A 16,291-nucleotide genomic window follows, 5' to 3' on the forward strand; every position below is an offset into this window, starting at 1 on the left:
ATCATTATAATGCCGGTTTAGCGCCAAATGAATCTGAGGTTAGATATCAAGATTCCAAAACTGTGGCCAAATTTTATTGACCACTACATTCCTTACGCGCGTTCGAGACGGTGTTCTAAACTCGACTCTCGAATCAAAAAGATCATTGAAGTTATTTCTCCGTGAAAATGTTACTTGATCATTAAACAAGTTAATCAGGGAGTATTCTTTATCTAATTCATCATGAGAATTGATTGGGCAATACTTAAAATAATTGTTCAAATTCCACACACCCTGAATAGAATTGGCATAACAACTTAATCGACGACATTTTCGCTTTATAAACCGACAATGTTCCTATATTCAATGCATTTACCTTATCCACCAAATAGCCAACTGTAAACAATTACTTAATTTCGAACAGATTATGTAATTGCAGAAACACACCAAAATGGGTGAGAACAGTGATATTGATCTAACAGATACTTCCCATACAAAGCACATTGTTTATTAAAATTCAGCATGTGTTATTTAAAAGGCGCTACTTAATTTCAAAGTATTGAATCTAACGCCTTTAAGCTAATACCTTTAAATTAAACCTTCAAAACACTGCTCAATTTATACCGGCCAAACCCTTTGTACCTGCACAAATGTATTCAACCATAACGCTTTACGATATTATGCTCTTTTATATTTAATTTAACTTTCAGGGCATATAATGACAACGCACACATCGCCTACTCACTCAGCCAACACAGCTGAAAACACCTCCCTTTTTTACGTAATTTTTATATCGGCCGTGGCTGCTATTGGTGGCTTTTTATTTGGTTTTGACTCGGGCGTTATTAACGGCACGGTGTCGGCACTCGGTAATGCATTTAATTCAAGCAGTGTGGCTACCGGCTTTAACGTAGCGTCTGTGTTACTTGGTTGTGCCTTAGGTGCGCTTGCTGCGGGGCCGCTGGCTGATAAGTTTGGCCGCCGTGCAATTATGATCATCACTGCGATTATTTTTGCCATTAGTGCGTTTGGGTCGGGCATTAGCGAAAGCTCTGCGGAGTTTATTTTTTATCGTTTATTTGGTGGTTTAGGGATTGGTGCAGCATCGGTATTAGCGCCAGCTTACATTGCTGAAGTTGCGCCACCCGCACTACGTGGTCGATTAGCTACATTGCAACAACTCGCTATTGTACTGGGTTTGTTTGCTGCTTTTTTAAGTAACTATTTAATTGCTGATGCAGCAGGCAGCGCGCAAAATATTTTAATGCTTGATATAGCCGCTTGGCGCTGGATGTTTTGGGCTGAGCTTGTACCTGCTGTACTGTTTTTAGTCGGTGTGTTGTTTATTCCGGAGTCGCCTCGTTATTTAGTGGCGCAAGGTAAAGTAAACGCTGCAAAAGCGGTATTTAGCAAAATTTCAAACGACAATGCAGATAAGCAAATAAGCGATGTTAAACGCTCCTTGCATAGCGATACAAAACCAAGTATTCGCGATTTATTTATTGATGGCAGTAAAAAAGTACACCCAATTGTTTGGGTAGGTGTGGCGCTGAGTGTATTTCAGCAATTTGTAGGTATTAACGTGGTGTTTTATTACGGCTCTGAGCTTTGGCAAGCCGCTGGGTTTGATGAGTCACAATCGTTATTTATAAATGTATTAGCGGGCACTACTAATATTGTATCGACCTTTATTGCCATTGCGTTAGTTGACAAAGTTGGCCGTAAACCACTGCTGCTTGTAGGCAGTATTGGTATGTTTATTAGCTTAAGCGCGCTTACTTATATATTTGGCAGCGCAGGCCTTGATGAAGCAGGCAAACTTGCGCTTAGCGATAACATGGGTACGTTTGCACTTATTATGGCAAATTTATTTGTGGTATTTTTTGGTTTAAGTTGGGGCCCTATTGTATGGGTATTATTAGGCGAAATGTTTAATAACCGTATTCGTGGTGCAGCGCTTGCTGTTGCTGCCAGTGCGCAGTGGATTGCTAACTTTGCAATCACCATGACCTTCCCTATTATGCTTGCCAATATAGGCCTTGCCGGTGCATACGGCTTTTATGCGTTATCAGCACTTATAAGCATCTTTTTTGTTGTTAAATACATTAAAGAAACGCGCGGTAAAACGCTCGAATCTATGTGATTTTTTAAAAGCGGTGATATTAGTCGCCGCTTTGCCTTTTTATAAAGCAGCGTTATCTAGGGTCTTATATGGACTCCCTGTATAAATAACCTAAAAGTTAAATAGCAATCTTTGCTCATTTATTTTAACTTTATAGCCATTGCTCTATTACCTTTTATTATAACTAATCTATTTAAATTCCTTTTTAGAATATCAATAATTAGCTATTGTCCGCCCATTCCAACTTTATGTGTCTACTAAAATGAAAAAACAGTTAATATCAGGCTTAGCTTTAACGTGTGCGTTAGGTTCGTTCAGTGCATTTGCTACTAATGGGTATTTTACACACGGCTACGGCATGACCCACAAAGGCATGGCTGGCGCAGGTGTAGCGCTGTCAGAAGAGTTAATGTCTGGCGCTAATAATCCTGCTACTTTTTTGCCAAACGGAACACAGCTATCTCTGGGCTTAGAGCTTTTTTCACCTGAGCGAAAATACACTGCATCGAAAGTAGATACTTTTTACCCTGACGCTTTTTATCTTGAAGCAAAAACACAAAAAAGCGATAACTCCGTATTCGCAATTCCAGAATTTGCTATTGGCCACCAATTAAATGAAAAAGTAAATATTGGCTTATTAGTGTATGGCAATGGCGGTATGAATTCTGAGTACGGCGCAGAGTCCGCTCCTGAAGGAACCTTTTATGGTGGTACGGCAGGCGTTGATTTAAAGCAGCTCTTTATTAGCCCAACAGTAAGCTATAAGTTGAATGAACAAACACGCCTTGGTGTATCCCCTATTTACGTGGTGCAGCAGTTTGAAGCACAAGGGCTTGAAAACTTTGCTCCTTTTTCGCAATCACCAGAAGCGCTTACAAATAATGGCACCGATACAAGCACAGGCCTAGGCATTCAACTAGGTATTAGCCAAGATATAAATTCGTCATTAAGCTGGGGGGCAAGTTACCGCTCATCAGTGTCTATGCAAGAGTTTGATAGCTATAAAGGTTTGTTTGCAGAGCAAGGCGGATTTGATCTGCCAAGTTCGTTTCAAATTGGTGCAGCTTATAAACTTACACCTAGTAATCAGGTGGTATTTGATTGGCAAAAAATAAATTACAGCGAAGTAAAAAGTATTTCAAACCCAGTCGATAACTTGATGTCAGCGCCTTTAGGAGCTAACGCCGGCGCTGGATTTGGCTGGAACGATATGACTATTTATAAGCTTGGCTATCAGTGGCAGCGTACATCGCAACAAAAAATTCGTTTTGGGGTGTCTTACACCGAGCAGCCTATTCCTTCTTCTCAAGTTATATTAAATATTTTAGCGCCGGGTGTTCAAGAGTGGCATTTTACTACTGGCTTTAGCCATTCTTTTACCAACAAGGTACAATTAAACGCTATGACTTTTTATTCGCCAGCAAAAAAAGTAACGGGTGCTAACTACTTAGCGCCTAATCAACAATTATCAATCGAAATGAAACAAACCGGTTTAGGCGTTTCTATTGTTTGGGAAATTTAAAAAATGATAACAGAATTCACCCCAGTATCGGCTGCAATAGGCGGGGCATTAATAGGTATAGCGTGTACGTTATTACTGGTTTTATACGGAAAAATTGCGGGCATATCAGGCATTGTTAAATCTGTATTTGCTAAAGCAAATTCGGGCTCGCGTTGGCAGTTATACTTTATTTTAGGATTGTTGTTGGCAGGTGTAGCTGTAAGAGTATTTGCTCCTTCTTTATTAGAAGGCGAATTACAGTTGCCGCCTTGGCTTATTATTGTTGCGGGGCTTTTAGTTGGCGCTGGTACAACTTTAGCTAATGGGTGCACAAGTGGCCATGGTGTGTGCGGCATGTCGCGCTTTTCTACTCGCTCTTGGGTTGCAACATGCACATTTATGCTTGTCGCCTTCATTACAGCAAACCTTGTAGGATAAATAATGAAAGCAATTATGATGGTTGTTATAGGCTTTATATTTGGCTTAGGACTTATTATTAGCGGGATGACAAACCCCGCTAAAGTGATTAACTTTCTTACCTACGGGAACCAATGGGACGCAAGCTTAATTATAGTGATGGCTGTTGCCATGCTAATAATGATGCTTACATGGTTATGGGTTGCAAAAAAAGAGAAGCCACTTATTTCAGGCACATTTAATTTAAGTGATTTAAAAAAAGTTGATTCGCGCTTAATTATTGGCTCAGTACTTTTTGGTTTAGGATGGGGTTTAAGTGGCATATGCCCAGGCCCGGGCTTGGTTCAATTGGTATCTCTTAAAATGGAGTTTTTATTGTTTTTTGCAGCCGTGCTAGGCGGTATGTGGTTAGCCAAAAAAGTATAATATTTGCTGCCGACTAAACTCGGCAGCTACTTTACCCAAACAAAGGTACATAACTTGCTGCAATATATATAAAACTATATTGAACAGGTTTAAGTTATGCTAAATAAAGCGCTGGAATTTTCTAACAGCGCACCTTGGTTAAGCGCAGCGTCCTCCCTTTTACTTATAGCTATACTACTGTTTTTAATTCGTTTTTTTGTAATGTACTGGCTAAAAAAATGGACTTCAAAAACCAAATTTATATTCGATACTTTACTAATAGAGTCAATATCTAAGCCGCTAACACTGTGCACAATTATTGTGCTACTCACCATTTTAGAGCACGACACCTTCATTATTAGTACTTCTATTTCTCAACAGATCCCTTTTAATAGCATTAATATTGTATTAGCGCTGCTTGCACTTATTATGTTTTTAGACCGCTTTATTATTGGCACTATTAATTACTATGGCGAACAATCTGCCGTGGTTTTTAATTCCAAAAGCATAATTAAAGGCGTGATACGCGTTACATTATCGTCAGTAGGATTACTGGTGTTAATGGGCACGTTAGGTATTTCTATTACGCCTATTATTGCCTCGTTAGGAATTACATCACTGGCTGTTGCCCTTGCTTTGCAACCTACCCTCGAAAACTTTTTTTCTGGCGTGCAGCTAGTAATAGATAAACCTATAAGGGTGGGTGATTTTATTGAGCTTGAATCTAAGGAGCAAGGCTTTGTTGATCATATAGGCTGGCGATCTACATGGGTTAAAATGCTACCCAACAATATGATTATTATACCTAATAGCCAATTATCTAAGTCGCGTATTATTAATTACTTTTACCCTGAAAAAGAGCTAAGCGTGCCTGTTGATATAAGCGTGCATTACGATTCAGATTTAGAATTTGTTGAGCAAGTAACACTTGAAGTGGCTCGTGAAATACTTATTTCACACGAATGGGGTGTTGATGATTACAATACCTTTGTGGTTTTTCATACCTTTGACAGATCAAGTATTAACTTTACGGTTATGCTGCGCGCAAAAGAATACTTTAATCGCTTTTGGGTTAAATCTGCTTTTATAAAAGCCCTGCATAAACGCTATAAAAAAGAAGGTATTGTAATCCCCTTCCCTATTACGGCTATTAACACGACTCAAGAAGCAGCTAAATTTAATAGTGATAAAAAGGTGCAAGGCAACACTTAAAAAAAGCGCGAGTAACTCTCGCGCTAATAAGTATTAAAACTTGTAAGTTATTTGCCCAATAATTTCACGAGGGCTGCCAGGAAAGTGGCCGTTCCGCTCACTAAACCCACTTACAGCATATTCTTTATCAAACAGATTATTAATATTTACACTCAATAACACGTTATCAAAGCGACTCGTCCAGCTCATATCAAATACGGTAAATGGTTTTACTTTTTGACCACTTGTACTAAGTTGCTCACTTACGTAATTTGCACCAAAGGCAATTGATGAATCAATCGAATCCAGTGCGTAGCGAGTCCATAAACCTGCCTGGTGGCGTGGTGCATTAGCAAAGCGCGAACCATCTCCAAATGTATTTGAAAGCGTATCACCCGTTACGCCGTCTACCACTTGCGTATCGTTGTACGCGTAGTTAGCCGTTACGGTCCAGTGCTGCGACAAATCGCCAACTAAAGTTGTTTCAAATCCTCGGCTTTCTACTTCACCTATATTTAAAAGTGCAGCAATGCCATCCCCCGCGCCAGTATCGTCAGGGTTGCTCATTACCACGTTTTCTTTATTAATTTGGTAAATTGCAAAGGTGCTCATTATTTTGCCGTCAAGCCATTGGTTTTTCATACCCAGTTCGGTTTGCTTGCCGGTTTCTGGTTCTAAATTACCTTCGCCCTCTACATCTTCTTGGTCGGCTGACGATGTAGGGTTAAAGCTCTCTGAGTAGTTAATATATACCGATGTGTTTTCTACTGGCTGATAAGTAACAGCAACGCGCGGCGTTATGTCGTTATCTGAGTAACTAAAACCAGTTTCTTGATTAAACTCTTTAAAATGGTCATAGCGCAAACCTGCAATAATTGTCCACTGCTCGCCTACGCTAATTACGTCTTGTGCATACACACCAAATCGGTCGGTATCAACGCCATCGCGGTTCATGTCGGTAAGGTTATAAGTGCTTGGGTCGGTTTCACCGTAGTTTAAATTAAAAATATTTAAATTAGCGACGCCATCGGCCTCATATCGGGCACGTAAGTAGTCATATTCGGTATCAACGGTGTGGTAATCACCACCAAATAAAAACTGATGGGTTAATTGTCCTTGTCCAAAGTTATAAACAAAGTCGGTGGTTAAGCTTGCTTCTTTATTGGCACGAAATTGCTTACGGTATTCTCGTTTGATGGTTTCGTCATCAATGTTTGCTTCGCCATCACCATTTACATCTACCCAGCTTTGCGACTCATGGTAGGCTTGGTCTCGCTCGTTATCCATGTAGCGAAACGTAGTACTTAAAGAAAAATCATCATTAAAATAATGGCTAAGTTCTGCTTGAAGCACCAACGCTTCCATATCTTGATAATCAACCGCTTCATTAGCGTTATAACTTGGGTCAACTAAAAAATTGCCGTTGTCATCTACCGGTACGCCACGTAGGCGGTTTCCGCCTAGGTCTTGTTTAATGTAGTCAACACTTGTGGTTAGGGTTGTTGAATCACTTAAATCAAATAACAATCCACCCGTCAGCTCGGTGTTTTTTGAGTCAGCATTGTTACGAAAGCTATCTTGCTCTTCATAATAACCACCCAATCTATAAGCCATTGTATCGCTTAAACCACCCGTCATATCGAGTGATGCACCACGGGTGTTGTAGTTACCTAGAGTGAGTTTTAATTCACGTTTTTGTGTGTAGCTTGGCTTTTTAGTTACGTAATTAATCATCCCACCAGGTTCGCCACCGCCATACAAAGCAGAGGCAGGCCCCTTTAATACTTCAACACGTTCTACATTAAATAACTGCGGTACACCAAAGCCCGAATATGGGTCGCCACGCACACCATCGTAAAATACATTTGCGTCATCTCTAAAACCACGAAAAGTTACGCCTGAGTAGCTATATTCGCTCACTCCCGCAATAGATCGGTACAAATCGGTAATGTCACGAGCTGCTTGGTCAATTATAAGTTGCTCTGTTAAAACCTGAGCCGATTGCGGAAGCTTAATAAGATCTAAATTAGTTTTAGTCCCAATTTTACTTTCGGTCTCTAAGTAAAATTGCTGGGCACGGCCAATTACTTCAATAGTTTCAATGTCGTCGTTTTGTTGTGAAAAAGCTATATTAGAAAAAACAGATAAAGACGCAGCAATACTTAATGCCAAATAATTAGGGTTAAACATGATAATTCCTGGAAGAAGTGTAGATAGCCAACAAGCTAAATGATAACTCTTATCATTTTCATAATCAACACAAGGGCGGGTTTAATACATCTAAATATTAGAACTAATATTACTTAAAACAGAGCGCTAGCCCTTTTATTGCAGTTAAAATAAAACCCCTACTGCACTAAATGCGGTAGGGGTTATTAAGTAGTTCTTAAATTAGTTTTAGCGTGTAATTTACCCAGCAATATTGCTAATTTGAATTACTGGAGACACGTTAGTAAAGTTAACTAAATCAGCCGCTATTGCCTCTTGATGAGGTGCAAAGGCTTGCTGAAAAGATTCTACCGATTCAAACACTAAATGCCCCATAGCAATATAAGTTGGCGCTTCGCCCGGTGCGCCACCTGCTAAACCTGCATCTGCACTACTTGATATAAGCGCTTTACCAACTAACTCTGCAACTAGGGGTAAATGTGTTTTACAGTAGTAGTCCATATCGAAAGTAGCACTTTCATTATTTGGGTATAATACGCTTACTTTAATCATTACATTCTCTCTTTTATTTACTAAAAAATTTAAAGCGTCTTTTGAAACAGTATGAATCATACATAAGTAAAAAGCGCATAAGTGAGCAGTCGCTCAATTATGTAGTATTCATGCTCATAGCGCCAGTAATTTGATTGCAGTGCTTATTTTAATTAAGGTGATACTTCGCTAATTTACTTAAGTGCGGGTCGTTTTTTTAAAAGGTTTGGGCGGCAAAGACTCTACAAAGTTAACGCACGTATTTACCCAATATGCTAAATCAGAATCAGACTCAAAACCTTCAGGCAAAATATAAACCAAGCCCTTAACTGGTTTTACTGTAAGGTCGCTCTTCTAATCCTCTGTCAAACGCCATTTTAGTATCTCTTTTTTTAATAAACACATTACACACTTAATAACGGTAATAGCACTTAAACCTAAGTGAATAAAATAATAAAAGGTGGTTGGGAAAGGTATGCAAAGAGTAGGTATAAAATTATTTTGGGCTTAAAGTTTTTATTAAACCGCACTAATCAAAGCTGATTGAGCTGACACTAGTGCGGTTCAAAAGTAAGTATAAAACTAACTAATTCAATTTTAATAAACCAAAATGCTTATGCAGACAGTTGCACTGGAGCATCTGTTGCGGATACTTTTTTCATGCTGCCTTGTTGTTCAAGGCGAATATGCCAGCTAAACGCTTCTTCAAGTAAATGAGGCGTATGCCCACCACGCTCACAAGCGCGCTCATAATAGTCTAACATCGCTTCGCGATATTCTGGGTGCACACAATGCTTAATAACTTGTACAGCACGCTCACGCGGTGCTAAACCGCGTAAATCAGCTAAGCCTTGCTCGGTTACTAATATATCAACATCATGCTCGTTGTGATCAACATGGCTCGCCATAGGCACTACGCTTGATATTGCGCCATCTTTAGCAATCGACTTAGTCACAAATATAGCTAAATGAGCATTACGAGCAAAATCACCAGAGCCGCCAATACCATTCATCATTCGTGTGCCACAAACATGCGTTGAATTTACGTTGCCATACATATCAAACTCAAGCGCGGTGTTTATTGCAATAATACCTAAACGGCGCACTATTTCAGGATGGTTCGAAATTTCTTGAGGGCGTAACACTAGTTTATCTTTGTATTGTTCTAAATTATTAAATACCTGCGCATTACAACGCTCAGACAAAACAATTGAGCTGCCCGATGCAAAACTAAGCTTACCTGCGTCAATTAGGTCAAACGTCGAATCTTGTAGTACTTCAGAGTACATTGTTAGGTCTTTAAAGTCAGAGTCGAGTAATCCCATCATTACAGCATTTGCAATGTTACCAATGCCTGCTTGTAGCGGTCCTAAATTAGCTGGCAATTTATTTTGAGCCACTTCGTCTTTAAAAAAGTTAACTAAATGGCGCGCAATAGCGGCGGTGTCTTCATCAGGGTCGGTAACGGTAGAAAACGAGTCGCTTTGGTTAGTAAAAACAATACCAACAATTTTTGCAGGATCGATAGGAATAGCAGTACTACCAATTCTATCATCTACTTTAACTAACGGCATTGGTTGGCGAGTAGGACGATAAGATGGAATGTATATATCATGCAAACCTTCAAGATTCGGGTTATGCAGCATATTAATTTCAACGATGACTTCTTTGGCAAAAATAGCAAAACTCGCTGAATTACCAACCGATGTAGTTGGCACAATATGCCCTTCTTCGGTAATGGCAACGGCTTCAATAACAGCCACATCAGGCATGGTTAATTGATGGTTACGTAAATGCTCAACCGTTTCAGATAAATGCTGATCAATAAACATAACTTCGCCGTTATTAATCGCTTTACGTAAAGTGCTATCTACTTGAAAAGGCATACGACGCGCTAAAATGCCCGCTTCTGTTAATAGCTTGTCTAGATCATTACCTAATGACGCACCCGTCATTAAATTTATTTTGATTGGATTTTTTTTGACTTGCTCAATTAATGCTCTGGGTACTGCTTTAGCTTCTCCGGCGCGAGTGAAACCACTCATCCCTACAGTCATTCCATCTTTAATAAATTGGCTTGCTTGTTCTGCCGGCATTACCTTGTCATGCAGGTTACTATTGCGAATACGTTCCAAGTGCATACTGAGCTCCTCTCTAAATTTGACATTATTCTAATCCTAACTTCGTACTACACAATATAGACTTAAGTCGTATTTACGAATCGAGGATGAGCAATATATTAAAAAGGGAGTTAATATTACTATTTGCTAATATCACCACATACCTTTTGGCAACTACTTTAACAAAAATGACACATATTTCTATAAAGTAATCTGTAAATTAATCTATAAAACAAATGGGATTTATTAAAAGGATGTAATATTTTTTGAAGAATAATATTTATTAATTTAAACACCCAAATGAGGAATTTGGGTGGCAGTCTTACCAGCCACATCTCGGCACACACGTCACAAACTGTGGCTGCTCCCTTCCGGGCCTGACCAGGTTCGCCTGCTAGTGTTGCGAGAGGACCAATAAGACTACCATTGAGGGCCTTGGTTGGCGCGGGAGGGATTATCTCTACTTTTGCTCTGTTATTCAAGGGATAATCTAAAAAGAAAGTGCGATTGCATACTTCATATACAATCGCGGCGTATTTAGCTATTTTAGTGCGTATTAATTGTTCTCTAACTGCGCTTTTATATTACGTAATGCTGCTTTTACTTTTTTCATGTTTTCTGGACCCATACGTAAAAGCTGTTTTTGTGCATCTGGTAATTGCTCCCACTCCGAAAACGCATACTGGTACGTTACTGAATCACGAAGTAACGGCAAGTCCCCTTCAGGCTCAGGCGTATCAAGTAATAAATCGATTGCATCCGTTAGCGTTTGATTAAATTCGTCATCGCCGTAACCAATTTCACTATATGCATTATTAATAAGTGGCTTGTACTCTTCGTACATGCGAACGGCTTGCGCTGCACTCATACTGGTAAATATTTTTACATACGGTGTATAACGCTCGTAGCTGTTAGGGTTAATAGTTAAGATATCACCTTCATTCACGCTAAATTTTTCTTCTGGCTGTACAACAGGCATGTGTTTTTTAGCTATTTTTCCTTTTGCTAGGTTATCTACATATACCACACCACGACGAATAACATCGTCAGTCACCATTAAGCTCATTACTGAGTCGCTTAGGTACTCGTCCATTTTAGCAACAACAACTGCATCACTTTCGTTAAGCGTTGGTAATGGTTTTACCTCAGGCAGAGGCTCACTTGAGCTTTGTACTGGCACTTCAAGCTCTGCTGGCTTTTCTGGCATAACTGATGGTGCGTCAACTACGGGATCGTTTTCAGGTTTAAGCTCCATCATAGGTTGCTCTTTAACTGCGGGCTCTACCTCTGTACGTGTTTGTGGCTCATCACTTGGCTTTAATAGTACAAACGCGGCTGCGCACACAACTATTATTAAAACAATAACGGCGAAAAGAAAATTATTATTAGGCGGACGTTTTTGAACATCTGACGCTTCTGGTTTATCTGACATACAAACTCCATAAAAATTAAAATGCGATATCACTTAGAGTACGCTAAGTGGATTAAATTCATTCTTACACAAATACTATGACATTTTATAATACGGCAATTATAGCAAAGTAAGTTACGTACTAAATTGGGTGATTAAACAATGTAATAAGTATTAGGGCAGTTATCCTTTGATTCTTCTAGCTTAAAGACTTACAGTTAATAAATAAAGTAAAGACGTAGAACAGTTTAACCACCAATATGAAAATCAAGCAAGTTGATCCACAAAAACCTAAAATTGCCTTATTACTCACAGGTGGTGGCGCACGAGCTGCTTATCAAGTGGGTGTCCTTAAAGCGCTAGCTCATAGTATGCCTCGTACTGCTCCATTGCCATTTAGAGTAATAAATGGCACCTCTGCTGGGGCTATTAACTCAGCTGCCTTAGCATGTTACGCCTCCTGTGCGCATCTAGCTGTACGAAAGCTTGAATCAGTTTGGAAAAACTTTTCAACCTCTATGGTCTATAAAAGTGATTTTTTAAGCGTATTTGGTCATATTGCGCGTAATATTTTAACGAGCTTTCAGTCAGAACATATTAACCATCCACCAGCGAGCTTGCTAAACAACCGCCCTCTGCGTGGTTTATTAAACGAAATTTTAGATTTACACCGCATTGAGCGCAATTTACATCGTAATTATTTAGATGCGCTGTCTATTACGGCCTCAAGTTATACAACGGGCGACTCTGTTGCATTTTTTCAATCTAATACGCAAACATCATGGCAGCGTGCTAAACGCGAAGGCCAAGCTACGCGCATTAATGTTGAGCACTTAATGGCATCGAGTGCCATCCCTATGGTGTTTCCAAGTGTAAATATTTATAACCATTACTTTGGGGATGGCTCTATACATCAACTTTCTCCGCTGAGTCCGTCGATTCATTTAGGTGCTGAAAAAATATTTATTATTGGGGTCGACCAACCTAAAGAATTACATCCACCGGGTTACTCGCCACATTATCCGGGTCTATCTGCTGTTGCAGGGCATTTACTCGACAGTGTATTTACCGACACCATGCAATCGGATTTGGAGCGTTTAGCTCGTATTAACCGGACATTAGGGCTGTTACCCGCTCGTGATAAACATCAAGAACTTAAACAAATCGATACCTTTGTCATTAACCCTTCGCAAAACTTTAACGCAATTGCAGCGCAGTATTACGACGATATGCCATGGGCCATTAAAGTATTGCTACGTACCATAGGTGTAAAAAAGCATTCGCAATCGAGCTTAACCAGTTACCTATTGTTTGAAAAACGCTACACCCAACATTTAATGCAAATTGGCTATGAAGACGGTATGGCGCAGTTGCCTAAGATGCGTGAATTTTTAGAGCTAGATTAATCTTTCAGAGTTAGATTAATCTAAGTCACTATTCGATTCCGTCGAGCAGGTAGTGCTCTACCCGCTCAACACGCCTTGGTTTACCTTGTAATACTAAAACGTCATTAGCCAATAATGTTGTTTGCGCTGATGGCGTATCTATTTCGGCTCCTTCTCTGCGTAGTGCTTTTACCAGTACTCGCCGCTTTTCTAAATTAAGATCTTCAATTGTTTTACCCACGGCATAAGCTTGCTGAGGTAGCGCTACAACATGTAAGTACTCTAGCCTATCACTTGAGGCATCTTCGCTATCTTTAAAATACCCTGCGTAAAAGCTTTGCATTAATGGATAACGATTACGACGTTCTTTACTTACTCTACGCACAATACGCGTCATCGGTACGCCCGACATAGACAACACATGCGACACGAGCATTAAGCTCGCCTCTAACGACTCTGGCACTACTTCGGTTACGCCTAGCCCTTTTAAATAATCTAACTGGCTATCGTCACGAGTACGAATAAGTATTTTAACATTGGGTGCTATTTGCTTTATGGCATCAATAACAACTTGTGCGTGATCAAGCTCTGTAAAAGTAATAATAACCAAGCGAGCTCGCTCTACTCCTGCGCACTTTAAAATATCTTTTTGTTTAACATAGCCAAATATAACAGGCTCACCTGCCGCTTTGCCTTCTTGTACTAAAATTGGGTTACTTTCAATGGCAACGTAGTCTATTGCTTCGGGCTTTAAAAAACGCGCTATAGTTTGCCCAACACGCGAAAAACCACAAATAACAACATGATCACTATAAAGTGTACTACTTTGTGGCTCACTCTCCAGCGCTAAACTAGGGCGATCGAGTATACCCAAACGCTTTAAAATAAATGGCGTTTTATCAATCAAAAATGGTGTAAATGCCATTGATAACACACCAAGGGCAATTAAAAATGATGCCTGCTCTGAATTTAATAACTCATGCTGCCCAGCAAGTGCGATAAGTACGAAGCCAAACTCCCCCATTTGCCATAGCATGATGCCACAGGCAAGCGAGTCTTGATTTCGCTCATGCATCAGCCGTGCACTTATTGTAACCACGGCTATTTTTAATATGAGTAAACCAAGTAATGCACCAATAATAATTAAGCCATGATCCAACACAAATAAAATATCGAGCTGCATGCCTACAGTTACAAAAAACAGCCCCATTAAAATATCGCGAAATGGACGTATATCGGCCTCTAACTGATGCCTGTAATTGCTCTCACCTAACATCATTCCCGCTAAAAAAGCGCCCAATGCCATAGACAAGCCAAACATATACGTTAAAAAGCCCGCAAATAAGGCTACTAATATAGTGGTAAGCACAAACAACTCATCGGTTCGTACTTGCGCTATTTCTTTAAACACAATGGGCAATACCCATTTACCAATTGCCCAAAGAAGCACGCATACAAATGCGCCCTTACTTAGGGCAAACGCTAAAGCCCAGCCAATACTTTGAGAGTCGCTTGATGCAAATAAAGGAAGTATTATTAATAGAGGAACAACAGCAATATCTTGAAAAAGCAGTACACCAACGGCCAATTGCCCACGGCGCTGATTAAGCTCACCCGTTTCTTTTAATAGCTTAACCACTACAGCCGTAGAAGAAAGCGCCATAATTGTGCCAATGGTAAAACTAGTAAGTAAAGAAAAGTCTAAACAATATAAAATAATAATGAAGAATAAACTGGTTATACCCACCTGTAACGAGCCCAGCCCAAATACTAGGCTTCGCATTGCCATTAGCCGCGAAATAGAAAATTCTAACCCCAAACTAAATAACAAAAAAACGATACCAAGCTCTGCTACAAACTCTATTTCGTGAGATTGCGCTAACCAACCAATACCATGGCTACCGGCTAAAACCCCGGTTACTAGGTACGCTAAAATAGGCGGCAAGCCAATACGTTTAAAAAACCACACAAAAAGAACGGCTGCCACTAGCAAGCCAAAAATTTGAACATTAATACTCTGCAAATTCGGCCTCACGCGTCAATTAAACCAAGGGACTTATTTTAAATATAACAACCATCTTTTTTTCATGCAATTTTAAATGTGGCACAAAAATCGCTTAGGTATTGCAAAGTAATACCCACGGGGGAGAATTTAATGGAAAACGTCCATATTTTGACGCAGCGTGTGTCTGGTCGCGGTGATTTTTTGCCGTTTTCGGCTGAACACTCACCAACCAATGAGATAACAGAAGCGCATAAACTCGTCGCAGAGCTACAAACTAGCTTAGTAATTGAGGATGTTTTAGCTATATATGCAAAATTTACAAAACAATTGTTAAATTTCTCTGGTTTACAGTTTCAGTCAACACTGGGAACTATACAAACATCACAGAGCGAAACAAGCAGTACACCCTATATTTTTGACTTGGCGATTGGTAAAGAACATTTAGGGCAGCTAATTTATTTTAGTAAATTTCCGCTTGGTCAAGCAATTGAGAAAAAGCTACATACTTTACATACTGCGCTGGTTTATCCACTTCGTAATGCGATGATGTATAGCCGAGTATTAAAGCTTGCCACAAAGGATGCATTAACTGGCTTAAATAATCGCAGTCAATTTAATGACTTTTTACTTCAAAAGCTTGAAAACTGTCGTCGTTACCAACGTCCATTCAGTTTAATGCTGCTTGATTTAGATAACTTTAAACAAGTTAACGACAACTTCGGCCATAAAATTGGTGACGATACACTTAAAGAGTTTTCAAAAGTACTGTGTAGCAGCATACGCGGCACTGATTCTGTATTTAGATTTGGTGGTGATGAGTTTGCTTTACTTATTGAAGACCCTGAGTTTACAACGAATAAAGTGATTGCTGAGCGGATAATGTGCCTAGTAAGAAAGTCACCCCTAATGTCTAAATACAAAGTAACAACCAGCATTGGCTTTACTTTAGCTAGCAGCAAAGATTGCGAAACAGAAATATTTGCTCGCGCCGATAAAGGTTTATACAAAGCAAAAGCATCTGGCAGAAACTGCGCAAAAGCCTACTAACATTTGCT

At 39.7% G+C, this 16,291-nt stretch carries 12 protein-coding genes and 1 other RNA gene; 7 read left to right on the forward strand and 6 right to left on the reverse strand.

From position 1 onward, the window contains the following. Positions 1-697 precede the first annotated feature (697 nt). From GQR54_RS16670 to GQR54_RS16690, 5 genes are all read left to right on the forward strand, one after another. Complete coding sequence (locus tag GQR54_RS16670; protein ID WP_166379107.1) at positions 698-2,122, forward strand: sugar porter family MFS transporter; 1,425 nt, start codon at positions 698-700, stop codon at positions 2,120-2,122. A gap of 241 nt (positions 2,123-2,363) precedes the next feature. Next, positions 2,364-3,623 carry an outer membrane protein transport protein gene (locus tag GQR54_RS16675; RefSeq protein ID WP_166379109.1) on the forward strand — a complete coding sequence of 420 codons (1,260 nt, stop codon included), beginning with the start codon at positions 2,364-2,366 and terminating at the stop codon, positions 3,621-3,623. Positions 3,624-3,626: 3 nt separating this feature from the next. Then, positions 3,627-4,040, forward strand: coding sequence for a YeeE/YedE thiosulfate transporter family protein (locus GQR54_RS16680; RefSeq protein ID WP_166379111.1), 414 nt, complete (start codon positions 3,627-3,629; stop codon positions 4,038-4,040). A 3-nt stretch (positions 4,041-4,043) separates the two neighbouring features. After that, positions 4,044-4,445: a DUF6691 family protein gene (locus GQR54_RS16685; protein ID WP_165740904.1), complete on the forward strand. Its 402-nt coding sequence runs from the start codon at positions 4,044-4,046 to the stop codon at positions 4,443-4,445. Positions 4,446-4,541: 96 nt separating this feature from the next. Further along, positions 4,542-5,636, forward strand: coding sequence for a mechanosensitive ion channel family protein (locus GQR54_RS16690; RefSeq protein ID WP_165740905.1), 1,095 nt, complete (start codon positions 4,542-4,544; stop codon positions 5,634-5,636). Positions 5,637-5,669: 33 nt separating this feature from the next. Here the strand turns inward: GQR54_RS16690 and GQR54_RS16695 are convergent, their stop codons facing one another. From GQR54_RS16695 to GQR54_RS16715, 5 genes are all read right to left on the reverse strand, one after another. After that, positions 5,670-7,805: a TonB-dependent receptor gene (locus GQR54_RS16695; protein ID WP_166379113.1), complete on the reverse strand. Its 2,136-nt coding sequence runs from the start codon at positions 7,803-7,805 to the stop codon at positions 5,670-5,672. Positions 7,806-8,024: 219 nt separating this feature from the next. Beyond that, the gene (locus GQR54_RS16700; protein ID WP_007584064.1) at positions 8,025-8,336 is read right to left on the reverse strand and encodes an EthD family reductase; all 312 of its coding nucleotides are present in this window, start codon (positions 8,334-8,336) and stop codon (positions 8,025-8,027) included. 593 nt (positions 8,337-8,929) lie between these two features. Beyond that, the gene (locus GQR54_RS16705; RefSeq protein ID WP_166379115.1) at positions 8,930-10,456 is read right to left on the reverse strand and encodes an acetyl-CoA hydrolase/transferase family protein; all 1,527 of its coding nucleotides are present in this window, start codon (positions 10,454-10,456) and stop codon (positions 8,930-8,932) included. Positions 10,457-10,755: 299 nt separating this feature from the next. Then, an RNA gene (gene ffs / locus GQR54_RS16710) (signal recognition particle sRNA small type) lies at positions 10,756-10,852 on the reverse strand. Positions 10,853-10,991: 139 nt separating this feature from the next. After that, positions 10,992-11,867: a DUF3014 domain-containing protein gene (locus GQR54_RS16715; protein WP_166379117.1), complete on the reverse strand. Its 876-nt coding sequence runs from the start codon at positions 11,865-11,867 to the stop codon at positions 10,992-10,994. Between the two features lie 239 nt (positions 11,868-12,106). On the opposite strand from GQR54_RS16715, the gene GQR54_RS16720 reads away from it, so the two are divergent. Continuing rightward, the gene (locus GQR54_RS16720; protein ID WP_166379119.1) at positions 12,107-13,252 is read left to right on the forward strand and encodes a patatin-like phospholipase family protein; all 1,146 of its coding nucleotides are present in this window, start codon (positions 12,107-12,109) and stop codon (positions 13,250-13,252) included. Between the two features lie 28 nt (positions 13,253-13,280). On the opposite strand, the gene GQR54_RS16725 is transcribed toward GQR54_RS16720, so the two are convergent. Further along, entirely contained in the window at positions 13,281-15,254 is a 1,974-nt protein-coding gene (locus GQR54_RS16725) for a monovalent cation:proton antiporter-2 (CPA2) family protein (protein WP_166379121.1), read from the reverse strand. A 132-nt stretch (positions 15,255-15,386) separates the two neighbouring features. On the opposite strand from GQR54_RS16725, the gene GQR54_RS16730 reads away from it, so the two are divergent. Then, a complete protein-coding gene (locus GQR54_RS16730; RefSeq protein ID WP_166379123.1) occupies positions 15,387-16,283 on the forward strand; it encodes a GGDEF domain-containing protein in 897 nt (298 codons plus the stop codon). Positions 16,284-16,291: the final 8 nt, after the last annotated feature.

Origin of the sequence: Pseudoalteromonas sp. Z9A4 (genome assembly GCF_011378845.1) — a bacterium.
Lineage (GTDB): Bacteria > Pseudomonadota > Gammaproteobacteria > Enterobacterales > Alteromonadaceae > Pseudoalteromonas > Pseudoalteromonas arctica.

Bases quoted from the DNA above. Each gene is read 5' to 3' on its own strand.
- GQR54_RS16705 (WP_166379115.1), bottom strand. From the start codon at position 10,456: ATGCACTTGGAACGTATTCGCAATAGTAACCTGCATGACAAGGTAATG.
- GQR54_RS16700 (WP_007584064.1), bottom strand. From the start codon at position 8,336: ATGATTAAAGTAAGCGTATTATACCCAAATAATGAAAGTGCTACTTTC.
- GQR54_RS16685 (WP_165740904.1), top strand. From the start codon at position 4,044: ATGAAAGCAATTATGATGGTTGTTATAGGCTTTATATTTGGCTTAGGA.
- GQR54_RS16715 (WP_166379117.1), bottom strand. From the start codon at position 11,867: ATGTCAGATAAACCAGAAGCGTCAGATGTTCAAAAACGTCCGCCTAAT.
- GQR54_RS16690 (WP_165740905.1), top strand. From the start codon at position 4,542: ATGCTAAATAAAGCGCTGGAATTTTCTAACAGCGCACCTTGGTTAAGC.
- GQR54_RS16680 (WP_166379111.1), top strand. From the start codon at position 3,627: ATGATAACAGAATTCACCCCAGTATCGGCTGCAATAGGCGGGGCATTA.
- GQR54_RS16695 (WP_166379113.1), bottom strand. From the start codon at position 7,805: ATGTTTAACCCTAATTATTTGGCATTAAGTATTGCTGCGTCTTTATCT.
- GQR54_RS16670 (WP_166379107.1), top strand. From the start codon at position 698: ATGACAACGCACACATCGCCTACTCACTCAGCCAACACAGCTGAAAAC.
- GQR54_RS16730 (WP_166379123.1), top strand. From the start codon at position 15,387: ATGGAAAACGTCCATATTTTGACGCAGCGTGTGTCTGGTCGCGGTGAT.
- GQR54_RS16675 (WP_166379109.1), top strand. From the start codon at position 2,364: ATGAAAAAACAGTTAATATCAGGCTTAGCTTTAACGTGTGCGTTAGGT.
- GQR54_RS16720 (WP_166379119.1), top strand. From the start codon at position 12,107: ATGAAAATCAAGCAAGTTGATCCACAAAAACCTAAAATTGCCTTATTA.